Annotated in this window: 3 protein-coding genes; all 3 read left to right on the top strand. The window is 73.7% G+C overall.

Annotation, left to right across the window (positions count from 1 at the left end):
• The first annotated feature begins 364 nt into the window (after positions 1 to 364).
• The 3 genes from AADR41_RS41915 (at position 365) to AADR41_RS41905 (ending at position 2240) form a co-directional block, all read left to right on the top strand.
• The gene (locus AADR41_RS41915) at positions 365 to 1186 is read left to right on the top strand and encodes a peptidoglycan-binding protein (protein WP_342287704.1); all 822 of its coding nucleotides are present in this window, start codon (positions 365 to 367) and stop codon (positions 1184 to 1186) included.
• Positions 1187 to 1366, top strand: coding sequence for a peptidoglycan-binding domain-containing protein (locus tag AADR41_RS41910; RefSeq protein WP_342287705.1), 180 nt, complete (start codon positions 1187 to 1189; stop codon positions 1364 to 1366).
• A gap of 211 nt (positions 1367 to 1577) precedes the next feature.
• On the top strand, positions 1578 to 2240 hold the full coding sequence (locus AADR41_RS41905; RefSeq protein WP_342287703.1) for an HAD-IA family hydrolase: 663 nt from the start codon (positions 1578 to 1580) through the stop codon (positions 2238 to 2240).
• The last annotated feature ends 54 nt before the right edge of the window (positions 2241 to 2294 follow it).

Below are 2294 nucleotides of genomic sequence, written 5' to 3'. Positions count from 1 at the left end.
GGGCCGGGGGGCTCAGGGGCTGGGCCATGGACATCTCCTCGGGTCCGCTACACCCCCATCCTGGCCTTTTCATGCCGTTATGGCCTGCTGAGTCACCGTTAAGGAGCGGGGGCCGCGATGCGGTGCGGGGCCGCCCGTCGGCCTGGGGGTCGCACTTCGGTGCGAAGGCCGCGCTTCGGTGCGGCATTCGGTACGACGTTGGGCATTCCGGCAGCGAGCTGCATAATCGCAGGGCATTCAAGGGGAGGGGCCCACAATGACCGGACATATATGCCCGGAGTGCGGTACGGACAGCAGACCCGGAGCCGGCGGAGGACCCGGAGCCGGGTGCGTGTGTGCGCGGCGGGCGGCCGAGAGGGCGGAGATGGCGGCCGCCGAGGACTTCGATCCGTTGCGGATACGACCGTACGTGACGCTGGGGGGCGAAGCCGCCCCGGCCGACGCCGACGGGGCCGCGCAGGAACAGGGGCCGCACCGCACCCAGGAGGACGCGGCCACGACGATGCCGCTCTTCCTCGGCCCGGCGGGACCGATGGCGAGCCCGCTGCCGGACGCCGGCCATCCCGCCGGCCCGGCCCGTCCTGCCGATCCCGTGAGTCCGGCCCGTTCTGCCGACTCCGTGAGTCCTGCCCATCCCGTGAGTCCGGCCCGTCCTGCCGACCCCACCAGCCCGACCCGTTCCATTGATTCCACCGGCCCGGCCCGTTCCACTGATTCCATCGGTCCGGCCCGTCCCGTCGGGGCACCCGGCGAGGAACTCGAAGCGCCTCGCCGTCGCCGCCCCCTCGCGGCCGTCGCCGTGGGAGCGGCCCTGGTCGCCGCGGTGGGCACGGCGGCATTCGCGACCGGGCTGCTCGGCGGAGGCGACGACGGGGACACGGGCCGACGACATGCTCTGCCCGGCACGGCGGTCGACGTGCCCGAGGCGAGCATGCCCGCGACAAAACCGGCGCCGGTTTCCGTACCGCCCTCGCCCTCGGCGTCGGCCTCCGCGTCACCGTCCGCGTCGGCCACCGCCTCGCCCTCGGCGAGCGCCTCGCCGTCCGCCTCCGCGTCCACCGCCTCCTCGCCACCGGCCTCCGTCACGCCCTCGCACACCACGAGCAGCCCGTCGTCGTCCGCACCGCCCGCCTCCCTGGCCGGTCCCGCCCTGCGCCCCGGCGACCAGGGGCCCGCGGTGGCCTAGCTGCAACGCCGCCTGGAGGAGATCTGGCTCTACCACGGGCGCGACGACGGCGACTACTCGGACCGGGTCGAGCACGCGGTGAACGTCTACCAGTCGTACAAGGCCATCGAGGGCGACCCGCCGGGGGTGTACGGCCCCGAAACCCGCCGCGCGCTGGAGGCCGAGACGACGGGCCGGTGACCGGCCGGGCTGCCGGAACCGAAGGAATTGGCTTTCTCGGACAGCTTTTTGTATCGTGATGGAACAAAGTAGCCTCCGCCCGCCACCCCCTGACCGGCGGGCGAGGCTGCTTGTTCTTCCACCCGCACCTGTTTCCCTCCCCACGCCTGTTCTCCTCCCCGCGTCGTCGCCACCCGGCGCCGTCGCTCCCCCCGTGTTCTGGAGACCGCCCATGCCGGCCACCGTCCTCACCGCCCGCGCCCTTCTTCTGGACATGGACGGCACCCTGGTGAACTCCGATGCCGTCGTGGAGCGCTGCTGGCGGCGCTGGGCGCTGCGCGAGGGGCTGGACCCGGAAACCACGCTCAAGGTCGTCCACGGACGGCAGGGGTACGCCACCATGGCGGTGCTCCTCCCGGACCGCCCGATGGAGCAGAACTACGCGGACAACCGGGCCATGCTCGCCGAGGAGACCGCCGACACCGAGGGCGTCGTACCGATCGGCGGCGCGTCCGCCTTCATGGACGCGATCACCGCACTGCCGCACGCCCTGGTCACTTCGGCGGACGAGGCGCTGGCCCGGACCCGGATGACCGCGTCGGGCCTGCGGATGCCCGCCGTCCGCGTCACCGCCGAGAGCGTCGGCGCCAGCAAGCCGGACCCCGAGGGCTTCCTCAAGGGCGCGGCCGAGCTGGGCTTCGACCCGGCGGACTGCATCGTCTTCGAGGACTCGGAGGCGGGCATCGCGGCCGGCCGGGCGGCGGGCATGCGCATCGTGGGCGTCGGCCCGCGCGCCGGGGCACTCTCCCCCGACGCGCACGTCGAGGACCTGACGCAGGTCCGCGTGGAAGCGGCTCCGGACGGCTCGGTCCGACTGCACATCAGCGCGCGATAACCCGCACAACGCCCGCCCCGGGCAGCCCCCGCCCGCCCGGGGCGGGCGTTGTGC

Origin of the sequence: Streptomyces sp. CLV115, assembly GCF_038448545.1 — a bacterium.
Classification (GTDB): Bacteria; Actinomycetota; Actinomycetes; order Streptomycetales; family Streptomycetaceae; genus Streptomyces; species Streptomyces sanglieri.
The sequence above is the reverse complement of the archived record's forward strand: the minus strand, read 5'-3'. Positions and strand labels throughout refer to the sequence as shown.

Bases quoted from the DNA above. Each gene is read 5' to 3' on its own strand.
- AADR41_RS41915 (WP_342287704.1), top strand. From the start codon at position 365: ATGGCGGCCGCCGAGGACTTCGATCCGTTGCGGATACGACCGTACGTG.
- AADR41_RS41905 (WP_342287703.1), top strand. From the start codon at position 1,578: ATGCCGGCCACCGTCCTCACCGCCCGCGCCCTTCTTCTGGACATGGAC.